The sequence below is a fragment of the Bacillus sp. AM1(2019) genome (assembly GCF_009906915.1).
Classification (GTDB): domain Bacteria; phylum Bacillota; class Bacilli; order Bacillales; family Bacillaceae; genus Bacillus; species Bacillus velezensis.
Genome location: NZ_CP047644.1, coordinates 75,442 through 92,825 on the forward strand (window position 1 = coordinate 75,442; position 17,384 = coordinate 92,825).

Here is a 17,384-nt window from a genome sequence, read left to right on the forward strand (position 1 = left end):
GGCCGGACGCCTGCGCTCATGCTTCTTCTTTGCTTGGAGGGAATGAAAGTGATAGGATATGTATATCTTTAAAAAACCTGCTCATTGTGAGGGGGACATTGTGAAAAGCGTGGAAGATTTTTTCAAAACATATCATCTTCAGGCGGAGGGAGAAACGATTATTGCCGGGGTCTCCGGAGGCCCTGATTCAATGGCGCTTCTCAGTATGCTGAATAAGCACTTCGGGCATTCCTCCGTTATCATAGCGGCGCATGTCGACCATCAGTTCAGGGGTCCTGAATCTGAAGAAGATATGAAGTTTGTGCAGTCATATTGCGAGGCTGAACACATCCTCTGTGAAACGGTACAGATTGATGTTTCTGCATACGCAAAGAAGAATAAGCTGAACAAGCAGGCTGCCGCGCGTGATTGCAGATATCAGTTTTTCGAAGATCTGATGACAAAACACCAAGCGAAGTTTTTGGCGCTGGCTCATCACGGCGATGACCAGGTTGAGACAATGCTCATGAGGCTTGCGAAAGGTACGCTCGGGGCAGGGCTTGCGGGAATGCAGCCCGTTCGCGAATTTGCATCCGGCTGGCTGATCAGGCCTTTCCTCTATACGGCAAAGGATGAAATCCTTGAATACTGCCGTCAAGAAGGGCTCAGCTACAGAACGGATGAGAGCAATGCAAAAGACGATTATACAAGAAACAGATTCAGAAAGACCGTGCTTCCTTTTTTAAAACATGAATCACCTGACGTTCATAAAATGTTTCAAAAGGTGAGTGAAGCACTGACAGAAGACGAACAATACCTGCAGTCATTAACGAAAGAACGAATGAATAAGGTTATTACAAGCAAGTCAGACACATCGGTTGAAGTCAATTCCTCTCAATTGCTTGCCCTTCCGATACCTTTACAAAGAAGAGGAGTTCAACTAATATTAAACTATCTTTATGAAAACGTTCCATCGTCGTTTTCCGCCCGCCACATACAGCAGTTTCTCGAATGGGCGGAAAATGGAAGCGCCTCGGGAGTGCTTGATTTTCCGAAAGGGCTCAAGGTGGTCAAATCATATCAGACATGTTTGTTTACATTTGAACAATGGCAATGTGAAAAAGTTCCCTTTGAGCTGCAGCTGCAAGGAGCGGAAGGCGAGACTGCTGTTCTCCCCAACGGCTTTATGATAGAGGTGGCCGATCAGGCTGACCCTCATATCAAAAATGGGAATGCTGTTTTTATGACAAGCAGAAATAAGGTGCAATTTCCTTTAACAATCCGGACGAGAAAAATCGGCGATCGGATCAAACTTAAAGGGATGAATGGCTCGAAAAAGGTGAAAGATATATTTATTGATCATAAACTGCCTCTGCGGGATCGGGACGAATGGCCGATTGTAACGGATGCGAGCGGTGAAATTATCTGGCTGCCTGGCTTGAAAAAATCCATCTTTGACGATCTTGTGATTTCAAACAGTGACCGCATTGTATTACAATATAGACAGCATGAAAAGTGTAGGGGGCAAGCATTAACATGAAACAGGATATCGAAAAAGTGCTGATCTCAGAAGATGAGATCCAGCAGAAAGTAAAACAGCTTGGAGAACAATTAACAAGCGAGTACAGCGACACGTTTCCGTTGGCAATCGGTGTGTTAAAGGGAGCGCTTCCTTTTATGGCTGATCTTATAAAGCATATTGATACATATTTGGAAATGGACTTCATGGATGTATCAAGCTACGGAAATTCCACGGTTTCTTCCGGAGAAGTCAAAATCATCAAAGATTTGGATACATCTGTAGAAGGCCGGGACATCTTAATCATTGAAGATATTATCGACAGTGGGTTAACCTTGAGCTATCTCGTAGAACTCTTCCGATATCGTAAAGCGAAATCAATTAAGATTGTTACCCTGTTGGATAAACCAAGCGGAAGAAAAGCGGACATTAAAGCAGACTTCGTAGGCTTTGAAGTTCCTGACGCGTTTGTTGTGGGTTACGGACTTGATTATGCCGAACGCTATCGCAATCTGCCTTACATCGGAGTATTAAAACCGGCGATTTATGAAAGCTGATCGGCTGCCTGCTTCCGAGATGGTTATCGGTTGTATTGGAATGATTTTCTATGGTACTATTGAACATAGTTGTGCTTACTGTGGGAGGAGGTAAGGAATGAATCGGGTCTTCCGTAATACCATTTTTTATTTACTTATTTTATTAGTAGTAATCGGGGTTGTGAGTTACTTCCAGACTTCAAACCCGAAAACAGAAAATATGTCGTACAGTACGTTTATCAAGAACCTCGATGAGGGGAAAGTTGATAGCGTATCGGTTCAGCCTGTCAGAGGTGTTTATGAGGTAAAAGGACAGCTGAAAAAATACGACAAAGACCAGTACTTTTTAACACATGTTCCTGAAGGAAAAGGAGCAGACCAGATATTTGATGCAATTAAAAAGACGGACGTAAAAGTTGATCCCGCACAGGAAACAAGCGGGTGGGTGACGTTCTTAACGACGATCATTCCGTTTGTCATCATCTTTATTCTGTTTTTCTTCCTGCTCAATCAGGCTCAGGGCGGCGGCAGCCGTGTCATGAACTTCGGAAAGAGCAAAGCGAAGCTGTATACGGAAGAAAAGAAACGCGTGAAGTTTAAAGATGTAGCCGGCGCGGATGAGGAGAAGCAGGAGCTCGTTGAGGTTGTTGAGTTTCTGAAAGATCCTCGCAAATTCGCCGAGCTTGGCGCCAGAATCCCTAAAGGCGTGCTGTTGGTCGGACCTCCGGGAACCGGTAAGACGCTGCTTGCGAGAGCCTCAGCCGGTGAAGCGGGCGTTCCTTTCTTCAGCATCAGCGGATCTGACTTCGTTGAAATGTTTGTTGGTGTCGGTGCTTCCCGTGTGCGTGATTTATTCGAAAATGCGAAAAAGAATGCGCCTTGTCTGATCTTCATTGATGAGATCGACGCGGTGGGACGTCAGCGCGGCGCAGGTCTTGGCGGCGGGCATGATGAACGCGAACAGACGCTGAACCAGCTGCTTGTAGAGATGGACGGTTTCAGTGCGAATGAAGGAATCATTATTATCGCTGCGACAAACCGTGCGGACATTCTCGACCCTGCATTGCTTCGTCCGGGACGTTTTGACCGTCAGATTACGGTAGACCGTCCGGATGTCATCGGCCGTGAAGCCGTATTACAGGTCCATGCGAGAAACAAACCGCTTGATGAAACGGTGAACTTAAAAGCGATCGCTTCAAGAACACCCGGTTTCTCAGGCGCCGATTTAGAAAACCTTCTTAACGAAGCGGCACTTGTTGCTGCCCGTCAAAACAAGAAGAAAATTGATATGCGCGACATTGATGAAGCGACGGACCGTGTCATTGCGGGCCCTGCGAAGAAGAGCCGCGTCATATCGAAAAAAGAACGCAATATCGTGGCGTACCACGAGGGCGGTCACACCGTTATCGGACTTGTGCTGGATGAAGCCGATATGGTTCATAAAGTAACGATCGTTCCGAGGGGGCAGGCGGGCGGATACGCGGTCATGCTTCCGAGAGAAGACCGTTACTTCCAGACAAAACCTGAACTTCTCGATAAAATTGTCGGTCTTCTGGGCGGACGCGTTGCCGAGGAAATTATCTTCGGCGAAGTCAGCACGGGCGCTCACAATGACTTCCAGCGGGCAACGAACATTGCCAGAAGAATGGTGACAGAGTTCGGTATGTCAGAAAAACTCGGACCGCTTCAGTTCGGTCAATCTCAAGGCGGTCAAGTATTCCTGGGCCGGGATTTCAACAACGAGCAAAACTACAGTGATCAGATCGCTTACGAAATCGATCAGGAAATTCAGCGCATCATTAAAGAATGTTATGAGCGTGCGAAAACCATCCTGACTGAAAATCGCGATAAGCTTGAATTGATTGCTCAGACATTGCTTGATGTGGAAACATTAGATGCGGAACAAATCAAGCATCTCGTGGATCACGGAAAACTCCCTGAGCGCAATTTCTCAGATGACCATCTTCAAAAAGACGATGTGAAAGTAAACATCCTGTCTAAAACAGAAGACGAAAAGAAAGACGAGCCGAAAGAATAGTTCGCTTTCTGATATGAAAACCGCCGGCGTATACCGGCGGTTTTTTTACTGGTTCCGTTTTGTTTACAAAAGAGCCGCAGATCGTGTATGGTATTGTAGAATGTTGAAAATGTTATGATTAGAAACTATTCAAAAGTGGTGATAGAGGTTGTTACTGGTTATAGATGTGGGGAACACCAACACCGTGATTGGTGTATATCATGATGGGGAATTAGAATATCATTGGCGCATAGAAACGAGCAGGCACAAAACAGAAGACGAATTCGGCATGCTGCTCCGCTCCTTATTTGAACATTCCGGACTCATGTTTGAACAGATTGAAGGGATTATCATCTCATCCGTGGTGCCGCCGATTATGTTCTCTTTAGAAAGAATGTGCACAAAATACTTTCACATCGAGCCGCAAGTTGTCGGCCCGGGAATGAAAACAGGTTTAAATATAAAGTATGACAATCCGAAAGAAGTGGGAGCTGACAGGATCGTCAATGCCGTTGCGGCGATCCAGCAGTATGGCGGCCCCTTAATTGTTGTTGATTTCGGAACGGCGACGACGTATTGCTACATTGATGAAAACAAACAATACATGGGCGGCGCGATTGCTCCCGGCATTACGATTTCAACGGAAGCCCTGTACTCACGTGCGGCGAAGCTTCCGAGAATTGAAATTGCCCGTCCGGACAATATTATCGGCAAAAACACGGTAAGCGCCATGCAGTCCGGCATCCTTTTCGGATATGTCGGACAAGTTGAAGGTATAGTGAAGCGGATGAAATGGCAGGCAACACAGGAACCGAAAGTCATTGCGACAGGCGGGCTTGCGTCATTAATCGCAAACGAATCAGACTGTATTGATATTGTTGACCCGTTTCTCACTCTGAAAGGGCTGGAAATCATTTATGAGCGAAATCGTGTGGGTCACGTATAGGAGGTAAACGATGGATTATTTAATTAAAGCAATTGCATATGACGGTAAAGTGCGGGCTTATGCAGCCAGAACGACAGATATGGTTAATGAAGCGCAAAGAAGGCATGACACGTGGCCGACGGCATCAGCCGCAATCGGCCGGACGATGACAGCTTCTCTGATGCTCGGAGCGATGCTTAAGGGTGAAGATAAGCTGACAGTCAAAATAGAAGGCGGCGGCCCGATCGGAGCCATTGTCGCAGATGCGAACGCAAAGGGTGAGGTAAGAGCATACGTATCAAACCCGCACGTTCATTTTGACCTCAATGAACAAGGGAAACTGGATGTCAGACGGGCGGTCGGAACTGACGGAACACTCAGTGTCGTAAAAGATTTGGGCTTGCGTGATTATTTTACGGGACAAGTAGAGATTGTCTCGGGTGAACTCGGTGACGACTTCACGTATTACCTTGTTTCTTCTGAACAAGTCCCTTCATCTGTCGGCGTAGGTGTTCTGGTAAATCCTGATAACACGATTCTCGCTGCGGGCGGGTTCATCATTCAGCTTCTTCCGGGGACTGATGAAGAAACCATTTCAACAATTGAAAAGCAATTATCTCAAATCGAACCGATTTCAAAATTGATTCAAAAAGGCCTGACACCGGAAGAAATCTTAGAAGAAGTTCTGGGTCAAAAACCGGACGTTCTCGAAACAATGCCGGTCAAATTTCACTGTTCTTGTTCAAAAGATCGATTCGAAACGGCCATTTTAGGACTAGGCAAAAAAGAAATACAAGATATGATAGAAGAAGACGGAAAAGCCGAAGCGGTTTGCCATTTTTGTAATGAGAAATATTTATTTACAAAAGAAGAACTGGAAGAGCTTCGTGACGAAACAACCCGCTAGCTCTTTAGCGGGTTGTTCTATTTTATAAAAGGGATGGGGTAGATTTTGAAATCGAGAACACTTTTGACGATTATTGTAGCGGCGCTGTTAGTATGCAGTGTGACAGTGGCGTATAAGTTAACAAAATCCCAAGCCGCGGGGTCATCTGAAGAATCCATCGCGACAATCGGTGATAAACATATCACACGGCAAGACTGGATGAAAAAGATGGAAGACCAGTACGGAAAATCAACTCTGGAAGACATGATTAATGCACAAGTAGTGGAAGAGCTTGCGAAAAAGAATAAACTCACAGTTTCAAACAGCGAATTGGAGCGGGAGTTTCTTTTAATCAAAGCGGTGAATAATTCATTTTATGAAGACAGCCATATTACCGAAAAAGAATGGAAAGACCAGATCCGCTACAACATTCTTCTTGAAGAACTGCTGACGAAGGACATCGATATATCGGATAAGGAAATGCAATCATTTTATAATAAAAATAAAGAACTGTACCATTTCGATGATTCCTACAGAATCCGGCACATCGTCGTCAAAAACAAAGAAGAGGCGGACAGGGTGCTTGCTGATTTGAAAGGCGGTTCCAGCTTTGAAGCCGTCGCCGCTGAGCGTTCCACGGACAGATACACGTCTCAGTATGGCGGAGACCTCGGCTTTGTGACAGAAAACCAGGAAAATATCCCGCAGGCATATATCACAGAAGCTAAAAATCTTAAAGAAGATGAATGGTCCGCTGAACCGATTAAAGTTTCCTCAGGATACGCCGTCATTCAGCTGAAAGAAAAGCTTAAAGCGAGAACTTTCTCATACAATGAAGTGAAGAGCCAAATCAGACGCCAGATCGCGATGGATCAATTAGGTGACAAGGCGACAGTCAAAACGCTGTGGAAAGAGGCGGGGGTCTCTTGGTTCTACGGGGAAAAAAGAACTAAATGATTGACAAAAAATTTTGAAATTGATAACTTATATTTATAATACCAATAAATTTAGTCGGAAATTGAGGTGTCCAACATGGTGCGTATTGCAAATTCTATTACTGAACTAATCGGAAATACTCCTATTGTGAAATTGAATCGCCTGACGGATGAAAACAGTGCAGATGTATATCTGAAGCTTGAATACATGAATCCGGGCAGCAGCGTAAAAGACCGGATCGGAGTGGCGATGATTGAAGCGGCTGAAAAAGAAGGAAAATTAAAAGCCGGCGACACAATCATTGAACCGACAAGCGGAAATACAGGGATCGGTCTTGCAATGGTGGCAGCGGCTAAAGGTCTCAGAGCCATTCTCGTTATGCCTGATACAATGAGTATGGAACGACGCAATCTGCTGCGCGCATACGGAGCGGAGCTTGTGCTGACTCCCGGCGCAGAAGGAATGAAGGGCGCCATTAAAAAGGCGGAGGAACTTGCCGAGGAACACGGATACTTTGTGCCTCAGCAATTCAACAATGCGGCAAACCCGGAAATTCACCGCCAAACGACGGGGAAAGAAATCGTAGAACAGTTTGGTGACGACCAGCTTGATGCGTTCGTGGCCGGAATCGGTACCGGCGGAACCATCACGGGAGCGGGCGAAGTGCTGAAAGAAGCATATCCATCCATCAAAATCTATGCGGTAGAGCCGGCGGATTCTCCAGTTCTTTCCGGCGGAAAACCGGGCCCGCATAAAATTCAGGGTATCGGAGCGGGATTTGTCCCTGAAACATTGAATACGGACATCTATGATCAGATCATTCCCGTCAAAAACGAGGATGCATTTGAATATGCCCGTAAAACGGCAAAAGAAGAAGGGATTCTCGGCGGCATTTCTTCCGGAGCGGCCATTTACGCGGCACTGGAAATCGCGAAAAAACTGGGGAAAGGCAAGAAAGTGCTTGCGATCATCCCTAGTAACGGAGAACGTTACTTAAGCACACCGCTTTATCAGTTTGAATAGAGACATATACACGGCTCCCGGCTGTATCCGGGAGTTTTTTTGTGCTGAAGCATCGAAAATCCAAAAAACGTTTCGAATTTTATGGTTGGAAGCGAAATTCACTTTTTTCACCAGTGTGATTGCTTTAAAATAAAACTACAGTAAAACGAAGCAGAGGATTGATATGATGGCACAACGCAGACCGGCAGGAAGAAAAATACCTTTTACGAAACAAGCATTTTTACAGCGATATGAAAACCTTTCGAAATCGAGAAAACGGCATGTTCTGCTCGAAAGCGCGAGAGGGGGAAGATTCAGTATAGCCGGTCTAGATCCGATTGCGTCCGTCAGAGGGAAAGACGGAATTACAACGATCAAGCATGAGGGGGAAACACTGTTTAAAGAAGGTGACCCGCTGCGGGCCTTTCATGAATGGTTTGGAACGCTCGGAACGGAAACAAACGTTGAGTTTCCGGACTTTCAGGGCGGTGCGATTGGTTTTATCAGTTACGACTACGCCCGATATATTGAGAATTTTAAGATGCTGTCGTTAGATGATCTGGAAACACCTGATATTTACTTTCTTGTTTTTGATGATGTGGCCGTTTATGACCATGAGGAAGAGGCGTTATGGCTCATTACCCATACTGAAGCGGAAGAAGCGGATCTTGCGGAAGAAAAGCTGTCCGGCTTAGAGGACATGTGGTGTTCCCTCCAAACGGCGGACGAGCCTTTTTCACCGCTGGATCGGAATGGGGACGGATCGTACGCCGCTCCGTTCACTGAAGAAGGATTTTCGCAGGCTGTAGAACAAATTAAACAATATATCGCGAGCGGCGATGTGTTCCAGGTTAATTTGTCCATCAGGCAGTCTCAGTCCTTATCCGTTCATCCGTATGAGGTGTATAAACACTTGAGAAACGTCAATCCGTCTCCTTACATGGCCTATCTCGAGACACCGGGGTTTCAAGTGATATGCGGGTCGCCGGAGCTATTGGTGACAAAGAAGGGGAAGAAGCTTGAAACGAGACCGATCGCGGGTACGCGTTCAAGAGGAAAAGACGATGCTGAAGACAAGGCTTTGGCTGACGAATTAATTCACAATGAAAAAGAACGTGCGGAACACGTCATGCTTGTTGATCTTGAGCGCAATGACCTCGGGCGCGTATCGCGCTACGGCTCCGTGCGCGTTAACGAATTTATGGCGATCGAAAAGTATTCCCACGTCATGCATATCGTGTCAAACGTACAGGGAGAGCTGCAGGACGGATATGACGCGACAGACATTATTCATGCGGTGTTCCCGGGGGGCACCATCACGGGAGCGCCCAAAGTGAGAACGATGGAAATTATAGAAGAGCTTGAGCCGACAAGACGGGGGCTTTATACTGGATCTATAGGCTGGTTCGGATTCAACGGAGATTTGCAGTTTAACATTGTGATCCGGACGATCTATGCAGCCGGCGGACATGCTTTTATGCAGTCCGGAGCAGGAGTGGTCATTGATTCGGTTCCGAAGCATGAATACAAGGAATCGTTCAAAAAAGCTTTTGCGATGAAAAAGGCGTTAGAGCTGAGCGAAGAAGAGACAAAAAATCAGACGAGGTGAGCAGAGATGATTTTAATGATTGACAATTATGATTCATTTACGTACAACTTGGTTCAATATTTGGGTGAGCTCGGGGAGGAACTGATCGTCAGACGGAATGACGAGATTACGATTGAGCAGATAGAAGAGCTGGGTCCGGACTTCTTAATGATTTCACCCGGGCCGTGCAGTCCTGATGAAGCGGGGATCAGCCTCGAAGCCATCAAACATTTTGCCGGCAGTATTCCTATTTTCGGCGTATGTCTCGGGCATCAGTCGATTGCGCAAGTATTCGGCGGCGATGTCGTCAGAGCAGAGCGGCTCATGCACGGCAAAACGTCAGAAGTTATGCATGACGGACAGACGATTTTTAAAGGCCTGCAAAATCCGCTGGTCGCCACCCGGTACCATTCACTTATTGTCAAAGCGGACACGCTGCCGGATTGTTTTACGGTATCCGCTCAAACCAAAGAAGGAGAAATTATGGCAATCCGCCATAATGAGCTGCCTGTTGAAGGTGTTCAGTTCCATCCGGAATCCATCATGACCTCCTTCGGCAAAGAGATGCTCAGAAACTTTATAGAGACACACCGCAAAAAGGAAGTGACGGTGTGATTATATATTTGAATGGTCAATATATAGAGGAGAAAGAAGCGGCGCTTTCTCCTTTTGACCATGGTTATCTGTACGGGATCGGCGCGTTCGAGACGTTCAGGCTTTACAGCGGCCGGCCGTTTCTGCCGGATGCGCATGTCGCCAGGCTCAACAGGGCGCTTCGGGATCTGCAGATTGCATATGAGGTGAACAAACAGGAGCTGCTTGATATGCTTCGGAGACTGTTGCTCCTCAATGACATAAAGGACGGCAGCGTGCGTGTCCGGCTTAACATCTCGGCAGGCGTCAGCGATAAGGGGTTTGCCGCGCAGACTTATGAAAAGCCGACCGTCCTTTGTTTCGTCAACCGGCTCAATCCGGAAACTCTGCCTGTTCAAAAAGAAGGCAGGCTTCTCTCTATCAGGAGAAATACGCCTGAAGGATATTTCCGGTTAAAATCCCATCACTATTTAAACAACATGTATGCTAAACGGGAGATCGGGAATGATCCCAATTTTGAAGGCATTTTCCTGACCGGAGAAGGAGATGTCGCGGAAGGCATTGTCTCCAACGTGTTTTGGCGAAAAGGAGACAAGGTCTTTACACCATCCTTGGATACAGGCATTCTCGACGGCGTAACGAGACAGTTTGTTATTGATGAATTGAAACGGCAGGGGACAGAAGTCACCGAAGGCCGATTCCGTTTTCAATCAATGCTTGAAGCGGATGAAGCATGGTTGACAAACTCCGTGCTTGAAATCATCCCGTTTTCTAAAATAGAGGAAGTGCCGCTGCCCGGAGTGAGCGGAAAAACGGTGCAATTGCTCCGTAAGCAGTATCAGCAGGAAATAAACAAAATGAATGTACAGGAGGAGGAACAAAATGGCGCAGCAAACAATTGAACAGCCTAAACTGATTCATACAAAAAAAGGCGCTCTTTCCTATAAAGAGAAGACGCTCGTTATGGGGATATTAAATGTAACGCCAGACTCCTTCTCTGACGGCGGCAAATACGACAGTACGGAAAGGGCGCTTCTGCATGCGGCGAAGATGGCTGAAGAAGGGGCGCATATCATAGATATCGGCGGCGAATCGACAAGACCCGGCGCATCACTCGTGTCGGCTGATGAGGAAATGTCACGAGTCATCCCCGTCATAGAGCGGATCACAAGCGAGCTGGACATTCCGCTTTCAATCGATACGTACAAAGCGTCCGTGGCAGACGAAGCGGTCAAAGCGGGAGCCTCTATCCTTAATGACATCTGGGGGGCGAAAGGTGATCCTGACATGGCGTCAGTAGCCGCCGCACACGGGGTTCCGATTATCTTAATGCATAATCGCATGGAAAGAAACTACAACGATCTTATTCCTGATATGCTTGCAGACTTGATGGAAAGCGTAAAAATTGCCGCAGAAGCCGGCGTCACAGATGAAAATATGATTCTGGATCCGGGGATCGGCTTTGCGAAAAACTATGAGGACAATCTGGCTGTCATGAACAAGCTGGAGGTGTTCAGCGGGTTAGGTTATCCGCTGCTCCTGGCGACATCGAGAAAAAGGTTCATCGGCCGTGTGCTTGACCTTCCCCCTGAAGAACGTGCCGAGGGAACGGGAGCGACAGTATGCCTTGGCGTCCAAAAAGGCTGCGACATTGTGAGGGTGCACGATGTCAAAGAGATCGCAAGAATGACGAAGATGATGGATGCTATGTTGAACAAAGGAGGCGTACATTATGGATAAAGTATATGTGGAAGGTATGGAGTTTTACGGATATCACGGCGTGTTCGAAGAAGAAAACAAACTCGGCCAGCGCTTCAAAGTAGACCTGACTGCCGAACTGGATTTGAGCAAAGCGGGAAAAACGGATGACCTTTCTTATACCATTAACTATGCGGAATTGTACAGTGTCTGCCGCGGCATCGTTGAGGGCGAGCCCGTTAATTTGGTCGAGACCCTTGCGGAACGGATCGCAGACACCGTCCTTGAGAAATTTGAGCCGGTGCAGCAATGTACGGTAAAGGTTGTTAAGCCTGACCCGCCGATTCCCGGCCATTATAAATCAGTAGCCATAGAAATGACGAGAAAGAAATCATGAACAATACGGCATATATCGGCCTCGGCTCCAATATGGGCGACCGTGAACATTATTTGCGTCAGGCAGTGGCCATGCTCAGCCGGCATCATGGCGTGACGGTGTCAAAGGTGTCCTCCATATATGAAACAGATCCCGTCGGCTATGAGGATCAAGATCAGTTTCTCAATATGGCGGTTGAAGTGAAAACGTCGTTATCTCCTTTTGAACTTCTTGATGTAACGCAGAGCATTGAAGCTGAATTAGGCAGAACGAGAGAGATTCGCTGGGGACCGCGGACGGCAGACCTTGACATTTTGCTGTATAATCGTGAAAATATTGAAACAGAGCGGCTGATTGTTCCGCATCCGAGAATGTATGAGCGCTTATTTGTCCTTGCGCCGTTAAAAGAAATATGTCCGCAGGCGGATCATATCACGATAAGCGCTGAAACAAACCAAGAAGGTGTAAGAGTATGGAAGCAGAAATCTGGGGTAGGCGAATTCGTGCATTCAGAAAGCTGAAAGGTTATACTCAAGAAGGATTTGCAAAAGCATTAGGTATATCAGTTTCTATTGTCGGTGAAATTGAACGCGGAAACCGATTGCCGTCAGATGCCATCATTCAAGCTGCGGCAGATGTTTTAAATATAAGTGCGGACGAATTGGCCCCGCCTGAAAAATAGACAAATGAAAGGAGGGGAAAAATGTTTAAAATCGGTGATATTCAATTGAAAAACCGGGTTGTGCTTGCCCCTATGGCCGGTGTCTGCAACTCAGCGTTCAGATTGACTGTAAAGGAATTCGGAGCCGGATTGGTATGCGCTGAAATGGTCAGTGACAAAGCGATTCTTTACAACAACGCAAGAACAATGGGGATGCTTTACATTGATGAACGTGAAAAACCGCTCAGCCTTCAGATTTTTGGAGGAAAAAAGGAAACCCTTGTGGAAGCGGCGAAGTTTGTAGATCAAAACACGACTGCTGATATTATTGATATTAACATGGGATGTCCCGTACCCAAGATTACAAAATGTGACGCGGGCGCCAAATGGCTTCTCGATCCCGATAAGATTTATGAAATGGTATCCGCAGTAGTAGATGCTGTTGATAAGCCGGTTACAGTGAAGATGAGAATGGGCTGGGATGAAGAGCACATTTATGCGGTGAAAAATGCCCAAGCCGTTGAACGTGCCGGCGGAAAAGCCGTTGCCCTGCACGGACGCACAAGAGTGCAAATGTATGAAGGCACTGCGAACTGGGATATCATTAAAGAAGTGAAGCAATCCGTCTCCATTCCCGTCATCGGAAACGGTGATGTCAAAACGCCTCAGGACGCGAAACGCATGCTCGAGGAAACAGGAGTTGACGGCGTCATGATCGGCCGGGCCGCACTCGGCAACCCGTGGATGATTTACCGTACGGTGCACTACCTTGAAACCGGCGAGTTAAAAGACGAACCGAAAGTCCGTGAAAAAATGTCGGTATGCAAACTGCACTTAGACCGCCTGATTAAGTTAAAAGGCGAAAATGTGGCAGTCAGAGAAATGAGAAAACACGCTGCCTGGTACCTGAAAGGTGTCAGAGGCAATGCGAATGTACGCAACGAAATTAACCAATGTGAGACGCGTGAAGAAGTTGTGCAGCTTTTAGATGCATTTACCGCCGAAGCAGAGGCAAAAGAGCTTCAAGATGCAAAAGTAGGTTAATATACACCCTCTATTGCTGCTCACTGCCAGCTTACCGCTGGCAGTTTTTCTGCTTTTTCGTGAAATCAAAATGTAACGGAGTGATACCAATGAGTCAAGAAGAGCAAAATCATGAGGAATTGAACGACCAGCTGCAAGTCAGACGAGATAAAATGAACCAGCTGAGAGAAAACGGCATTGACCCTTTCGGCGAACGTTTCGAGAGAACGCATCAATCTCAACAGATCATTGACGCCTACCAGGAGCTTTCTAAAGAAGAACTGGAAGAAAAAGCGATCGAAGTGACCATTGCAGGCCGTATGATGACAAAGCGCGGAAAAGGGAAAGCCGGCTTTGCGCATCTGCAGGATTTAGAAGGTCAAATTCAAATTTACGTAAGAAAAGACAGTGTCGGCGAAGAACAATATGAAATCTTTAAATCTTCAGACCTCGGAGACGTTATCGGCATCACGGGGAAAGTTTTCAAAACAAACGTAGGCGAGCTTTCTGTCAAAGCGACATCTTTCGAACTGCTGACAAAAGCACTGCGTCCTCTTCCTGATAAATATCATGGGTTAAAAGACGTTGAACAGCGTTACCGCCAGCGCTATCTCGATCTCATCGTAAACCCTGACAGCAAACAAACGTTTATCACACGCAGCAAAATCATCCAAGCGATGAGAAGATACTTAGATGACCATGGATACTTAGAAGTTGAAACACCTACGATGCACAGCATACCGGGAGGAGCGTCTGCACGCCCGTTCATCACGCACCATAATGCGCTCGACATGCCTCTTTATATGCGTATTGCGATTGAACTGCACCTGAAACGCCTGATTGTCGGCGGATTGGAAAAAGTCTACGAAATCGGCCGTGTGTTCCGTAATGAAGGTGTTTCTACACGCCATAACCCTGAATTCACGATGATCGAGCTGTATGAAGCGTACGCCGATTATAAAGATATTATGAGTCTTACGGAAAACCTCGTAGCACATATTGCGCAGGAAGTGCTTGGAAGCACCACAATCCAGTACGGAGAAGAGCAGATTGATCTGAAACCTGAATGGAAACGACTCCACATGGTAGATGCGGTCAAAGAAGCGACAGGCGTAGATTTCTGGAATGAGATGACTGTTGAAGAAGCGCGCGGTCATGCAAAAGAGCATGGTATCGAGATCACAAACTCAATGACGGTGGGTCATATCATCAATGAATTCTTCGAACAAAAAATTGAAGAAACACTCATTCAGCCTACATTTATTTACGGCCACCCTGTAGAGATTTCTCCTCTTGCTAAGAAAAATCCTGAGGACCCTCGCTTTACAGACCGTTTTGAGCTGTTTATCGTCGGCCGTGAGCACGCTAATGCGTTTACGGAGCTGAATGACCCTATTGACCAGAGGGAACGCTTTGAAGCGCAATTAAAAGAAAGAGAAGAAGGTAACGATGAAGCGCATATGATGGATGAAGACTTCGTTGAAGCTCTTGAATACGGCATGCCGCCGACCGGGGGATTGGGTATCGGTATCGACCGCCTTGTCATGCTGTTAACAAATGCTCCGTCTATCAGAGACGTTTTATTATTCCCTCAAATGAGACAACGCTAATAAAAGGGAAGGCGCCGTTTCTGCTTATCGCAGTACGGCGCTTTTTTAGAAACAAGCCGCTCGTAAAACTTTTTTGATTTTCTTTTAAAAAACTATTGCACTATTATTTGTGAGGTGGTATATTATTATTCGTTGCCGCTAAACAAGGCGCTGACGAAAAAAAGAAATTCAAAAAGTTGTTGACTTCAAGAGATTGATAAGATATAATAATAAAGTCGCTTGAACGAAAGACAAAATGATCTTTGAAAACTAAACAAGACAAAACGTACCTGTTAATTCAAAGTTTTAAATAAATCGCACAGCGATGTGCGTAGTCAGTCAAACACTTTATCGGAGAGTTTGATCCTGGCTCAGGACGAACGCTGGCGGCGTGCCTAATACATGCAAGTCGAGCGGACAGATGGGAGCTTGCTCCCTGATGTTAGCGGCGGACGGGTGAGTAACACGTGGGTAACCTGCCTGTAAGACTGGGATAACTCCGGGAAACCGGGGCTAATACCGGATGGTTGTTTGAACCGCATGGTTCAGACATAAAAGGTGGCTTCGGCTACCACTTACAGATGGACCCGCGGCGCATTAGCTAGTTGGTGAGGTAACGGCTCACCAAGGCAACGATGCGTAGCCGACCTGAGAGGGTGATCGGCCACACTGGGACTGAGACACGGCCCAGACTCCTACGGGAGGCAGCAGTAGGGAATCTTCCGCAATGGACGAAAGTCTGACGGAGCAACGCCGCGTGAGTGATGAAGGTTTTCGGATCGTAAAGCTCTGTTGTTAGGGAAGAACAAGTGCCGTTCAAATAGGGCGGCACCTTGACGGTACCTAACCAGAAAGCCACGGCTAACTACGTGCCAGCAGCCGCGGTAATACGTAGGTGGCAAGCGTTGTCCGGAATTATTGGGCGTAAAGGGCTCGCAGGCGGTTTCTTAAGTCTGATGTGAAAGCCCCCGGCTCAACCGGGGAGGGTCATTGGAAACTGGGGAACTTGAGTGCAGAAGAGGAGAGTGGAATTCCACGTGTAGCGGTGAAATGCGTAGAGATGTGGAGGAACACCAGTGGCGAAGGCGACTCTCTGGTCTGTAACTGACGCTGAGGAGCGAAAGCGTGGGGAGCGAACAGGATTAGATACCCTGGTAGTCCACGCCGTAAACGATGAGTGCTAAGTGTTAGGGGGTTTCCGCCCCTTAGTGCTGCAGCTAACGCATTAAGCACTCCGCCTGGGGAGTACGGTCGCAAGACTGAAACTCAAAGGAATTGACGGGGGCCCGCACAAGCGGTGGAGCATGTGGTTTAATTCGAAGCAACGCGAAGAACCTTACCAGGTCTTGACATCCTCTGACAATCCTAGAGATAGGACGTCCCCTTCGGGGGCAGAGTGACAGGTGGTGCATGGTTGTCGTCAGCTCGTGTCGTGAGATGTTGGGTTAAGTCCCGCAACGAGCGCAACCCTTGATCTTAGTTGCCAGCATTCAGTTGGGCACTCTAAGGTGACTGCCGGTGACAAACCGGAGGAAGGTGGGGATGACGTCAAATCATCATGCCCCTTATGACCTGGGCTACACACGTGCTACAATGGACAGAACAAAGGGCAGCGAAACCGCGAGGTTAAGCCAATCCCACAAATCTGTTCTCAGTTCGGATCGCAGTCTGCAACTCGACTGCGTGAAGCTGGAATCGCTAGTAATCGCGGATCAGCATGCCGCGGTGAATACGTTCCCGGGCCTTGTACACACCGCCCGTCACACCACGAGAGTTTGTAACACCCGAAGTCGGTGAGGTAACCTTTTAGGAGCCAGCCGCCGAAGGTGGGACAGATGATTGGGGTGAAGTCGTAACAAGGTAGCCGTATCGGAAGGTGCGGCTGGATCACCTCCTTTCTAAGGATTTTAACGGAATATAAGACCTTGGGTCTTATAAACAGAACGTTCCCTGTCTTGTTTAGTTTTGAAGGATCATTTGATTCTTCGAGATGTTGTTCTTTGAAAACTAGATAACAGAAGTAATTCACATTCAATTAGTAATGCAAGATATCAC

The 17,384-nt window shown here is 47.0% G+C and carries 16 protein-coding genes and 1 rRNA gene; all 17 read left to right on the forward strand.

From position 1 onward, the window contains the following. The first annotated feature begins 100 nt into the window (after positions 1–100). The 17 genes from tilS to GNE05_RS00490 all read left to right on the forward strand — a co-directional run bounded on the left by tilS (position 101) and on the right by GNE05_RS00490 (position 17,227). Positions 101–1,519: a tRNA lysidine(34) synthetase TilS gene (gene tilS, locus GNE05_RS00410; protein WP_160182328.1), complete on the forward strand. Its 1,419-nt coding sequence runs from the start codon at positions 101–103 to the stop codon at positions 1,517–1,519. After that, complete coding sequence (gene hpt / locus GNE05_RS00415) at positions 1,516–2,055, forward strand: hypoxanthine phosphoribosyltransferase (protein WP_004264611.1); 540 nt, start codon at positions 1,516–1,518, stop codon at positions 2,053–2,055. The genes tilS and hpt overlap by 4 nt, the downstream gene beginning before the upstream one ends. Positions 2,056–2,152: 97 nt before the next feature. Further along, the gene (gene ftsH, locus GNE05_RS00420) at positions 2,153–4,072 is read left to right on the forward strand and encodes an ATP-dependent zinc metalloprotease FtsH (protein ID WP_004264608.1); all 1,920 of its coding nucleotides are present in this window, start codon (positions 2,153–2,155) and stop codon (positions 4,070–4,072) included. Positions 4,073–4,220: 148 nt separating this feature from the next. Continuing rightward, on the forward strand, positions 4,221–4,997 hold the full coding sequence (locus tag GNE05_RS00425; protein ID WP_007409940.1) for a type III pantothenate kinase: 777 nt from the start codon (positions 4,221–4,223) through the stop codon (positions 4,995–4,997). Positions 4,998–5,007: 10 nt separating this feature from the next. Continuing rightward, the gene (hslO, locus tag GNE05_RS00430) at positions 5,008–5,883 is read left to right on the forward strand and encodes an Hsp33 family molecular chaperone HslO (protein ID WP_004264606.1); all 876 of its coding nucleotides are present in this window, start codon (positions 5,008–5,010) and stop codon (positions 5,881–5,883) included. A gap of 45 nt (positions 5,884–5,928) precedes the next feature. Continuing rightward, complete coding sequence (locus GNE05_RS00435) at positions 5,929–6,819, forward strand: peptidyl-prolyl cis-trans isomerase (RefSeq protein WP_061861771.1); 891 nt, start codon at positions 5,929–5,931, stop codon at positions 6,817–6,819. A 75-nt stretch (positions 6,820–6,894) separates the two neighbouring features. Continuing rightward, entirely contained in the window at positions 6,895–7,821 is a 927-nt protein-coding gene (gene cysK / locus GNE05_RS00440; RefSeq protein ID WP_007615206.1) for a cysteine synthase A, read from the forward strand. Positions 7,822–7,987: 166 nt separating this feature from the next. Beyond that, positions 7,988–9,409: an aminodeoxychorismate synthase, component I gene (gene pabB / locus GNE05_RS00445; protein ID WP_025650395.1), complete on the forward strand. Its 1,422-nt coding sequence runs from the start codon at positions 7,988–7,990 to the stop codon at positions 9,407–9,409. A gap of 6 nt (positions 9,410–9,415) precedes the next feature. Next, on the forward strand, positions 9,416–10,003 hold the full coding sequence (pabA, locus tag GNE05_RS00450) for an aminodeoxychorismate/anthranilate synthase component II (RefSeq protein ID WP_007409944.1): 588 nt from the start codon (positions 9,416–9,418) through the stop codon (positions 10,001–10,003). Then, positions 10,000–10,884, forward strand: a complete 885-nt coding sequence (gene pabC, locus GNE05_RS00455) for an aminodeoxychorismate lyase (protein WP_160182329.1) — start codon at positions 10,000–10,002, stop codon at positions 10,882–10,884. Before pabA ends, pabC begins: the two co-directional genes overlap by 4 nt. Continuing rightward, complete coding sequence (gene folP / locus GNE05_RS00460; protein ID WP_007409946.1) at positions 10,865–11,722, forward strand: dihydropteroate synthase; 858 nt, start codon at positions 10,865–10,867, stop codon at positions 11,720–11,722. Before pabC ends, folP begins: the two co-directional genes overlap by 20 nt. Continuing rightward, a complete protein-coding gene (folB, locus tag GNE05_RS00465; protein ID WP_003150671.1) occupies positions 11,715–12,077 on the forward strand; it encodes a dihydroneopterin aldolase in 363 nt (120 codons plus the stop codon). The genes folP and folB overlap by 8 nt, the downstream gene beginning before the upstream one ends. Next, complete coding sequence (folK, locus tag GNE05_RS00470; RefSeq protein WP_007409947.1) at positions 12,074–12,577, forward strand: 2-amino-4-hydroxy-6-hydroxymethyldihydropteridine diphosphokinase; 504 nt, start codon at positions 12,074–12,076, stop codon at positions 12,575–12,577. Before folB ends, folK begins: the two co-directional genes overlap by 4 nt. Beyond that, positions 12,529–12,738: a helix-turn-helix domain-containing protein gene (locus tag GNE05_RS00475; protein WP_043020639.1), complete on the forward strand. Its 210-nt coding sequence runs from the start codon at positions 12,529–12,531 to the stop codon at positions 12,736–12,738. The genes folK and GNE05_RS00475 overlap by 49 nt, the downstream gene beginning before the upstream one ends. A gap of 21 nt (positions 12,739–12,759) precedes the next feature. Beyond that, positions 12,760–13,761, forward strand: a complete 1,002-nt coding sequence (dusB, locus tag GNE05_RS00480) for a tRNA dihydrouridine synthase DusB (RefSeq protein ID WP_007409948.1) — start codon at positions 12,760–12,762, stop codon at positions 13,759–13,761. A gap of 89 nt (positions 13,762–13,850) precedes the next feature. Continuing rightward, positions 13,851–15,350: a lysine--tRNA ligase gene (gene lysS, locus GNE05_RS00485; protein ID WP_014416740.1), complete on the forward strand. Its 1,500-nt coding sequence runs from the start codon at positions 13,851–13,853 to the stop codon at positions 15,348–15,350. Positions 15,351–15,677: 327 nt separating this feature from the next. Beyond that, positions 15,678–17,227: ribosomal RNA gene (locus GNE05_RS00490) — 16S ribosomal RNA — on the forward strand. The last annotated feature ends 157 nt before the right edge of the window (positions 17,228–17,384 follow it).

Bases quoted from the DNA above. Each gene is read 5' to 3' on its own strand.
- folB (WP_003150671.1), top strand. From the start codon at position 11,715: ATGGATAAAGTATATGTGGAAGGTATGGAGTTTTACGGATATCACGGC.
- dusB (WP_007409948.1), top strand. From the start codon at position 12,760: ATGTTTAAAATCGGTGATATTCAATTGAAAAACCGGGTTGTGCTTGCC.
- folP (WP_007409946.1), top strand. From the start codon at position 10,865: ATGGCGCAGCAAACAATTGAACAGCCTAAACTGATTCATACAAAAAAA.
- folK (WP_007409947.1), top strand. From the start codon at position 12,074: ATGAACAATACGGCATATATCGGCCTCGGCTCCAATATGGGCGACCGT.
- hslO (WP_004264606.1), top strand. From the start codon at position 5,008: ATGGATTATTTAATTAAAGCAATTGCATATGACGGTAAAGTGCGGGCT.
- lysS (WP_014416740.1), top strand. From the start codon at position 13,851: ATGAGTCAAGAAGAGCAAAATCATGAGGAATTGAACGACCAGCTGCAA.
- pabB (WP_025650395.1), top strand. From the start codon at position 7,988: ATGGCACAACGCAGACCGGCAGGAAGAAAAATACCTTTTACGAAACAA.
- cysK (WP_007615206.1), top strand. From the start codon at position 6,895: ATGGTGCGTATTGCAAATTCTATTACTGAACTAATCGGAAATACTCCT.
- GNE05_RS00475 (WP_043020639.1), top strand. From the start codon at position 12,529: ATGGAAGCAGAAATCTGGGGTAGGCGAATTCGTGCATTCAGAAAGCTG.
- pabA (WP_007409944.1), top strand. From the start codon at position 9,416: ATGATTTTAATGATTGACAATTATGATTCATTTACGTACAACTTGGTT.
- ftsH (WP_004264608.1), top strand. From the start codon at position 2,153: ATGAATCGGGTCTTCCGTAATACCATTTTTTATTTACTTATTTTATTA.
- hpt (WP_004264611.1), top strand. From the start codon at position 1,516: ATGAAACAGGATATCGAAAAAGTGCTGATCTCAGAAGATGAGATCCAG.